1 rRNA gene is annotated in these 1,286 nt (G+C 54.2%); it reads left to right on the forward strand.

Going from position 1 to position 1,286, the window contains the following annotated elements:
* Positions 1 to 290: 290 nt before the first annotated feature.
* A 16S ribosomal RNA gene (locus LPA34_RS26830) occupies positions 291 to 1,286 on the forward strand; the annotation flags it as partial.

Here is a 1,286-nt window from a genome sequence, read left to right on the forward strand (position 1 = left end):
TGCTGCGGATGCAGCGACGCAAAACGAAGCGGTGCCGGGTGGGTGTGGGTGGCACGGTTTGGGTGGATGCGTAATTGATCTTTAAAAATTAACAGCCGATAAGTGTGGGCGCTTGATGGCGGACGCGGTCGGGTTCTTCGGGGCCTGACATAAAGCGAAAGTATCAAGTCTCACACAGTAATGAAAGGAAGGTTGTCGTGTTGGGGTGTCAAAACTTCGGCAGGATGATCATTCGTCAGTACGTTGAGTGAGCGACCTATTCGCGAGAATAGAAAACAGTAACAGGCATTGAACTGAAGAGTTTGATCCTGGCTCAGATTGAACGCTGGCGGCATGCCTTACACATGCAAGTCGAACGGCAGCACGGGGGCAACCCTGGTGGCGAGTGGCGAACGGGTGAGTAATACATCGGAACGTGTCCTGGAGTGGGGGATAGCCCGGCGAAAGCCGGATTAATACCGCATACGCTCTACGGAGGAAAGGGGGGGATCTTAGGACCTCTCGCTCAAGGGGCGGCCGATGGCAGATTAGCTAGTTGGTGGGGTAAAGGCCTACCAAGGCGACGATCTGTAGCTGGTCTGAGAGGACGACCAGCCACACTGGGACTGAGACACGGCCCAGACTCCTACGGGAGGCAGCAGTGGGGAATTTTGGACAATGGGCGCAAGCCTGATCCAGCAATGCCGCGTGTGTGAAGAAGGCCTTCGGGTTGTAAAGCACTTTTGTCCGGAAAGAAAACCTTTGCCCTAATACGGTGGGGGGATGACGGTACCGGAAGAATAAGCACCGGCTAACTACGTGCCAGCAGCCGCGGTAATACGTAGGGTGCAAGCGTTAATCGGAATTACTGGGCGTAAAGCGTGCGCAGGCGGTTCGTTAAGACAGATGTGAAATCCCCGGGCTTAACCTGGGAACTGCATTTGTGACTGGCGGGCTAGAGTATGGCAGAGGGGGGTAGAATTCCACGTGTAGCAGTGAAATGCGTAGAGATGTGGAGGAATACCGATGGCGAAGGCAGCCCCCTGGGCCAATACTGACGCTCATGCACGAAAGCGTGGGGAGCAAACAGGATTAGATACCCTGGTAGTCCACGCCCTAAACGATGTCAACTAGTTGTCGGGTCTTCATTGACTTGGTAACGAAGCTAACGCGTGAAGTTGACCGCCTGGGGAGTACGGTCGCAAGATTAAAACTCAAAGGAATTGACGGGGACCCGCACAAGCGGTGGATGATGTGGATTAATTCGATGCAACGCGAAAAACCTTACCTACCCTTGACATGGACGG

The organism is Paraburkholderia gardini, from assembly GCF_907164575.1.
GTDB classification, from domain to species: Bacteria; Pseudomonadota; Gammaproteobacteria; order Burkholderiales; family Burkholderiaceae; genus Paraburkholderia; species Paraburkholderia gardini.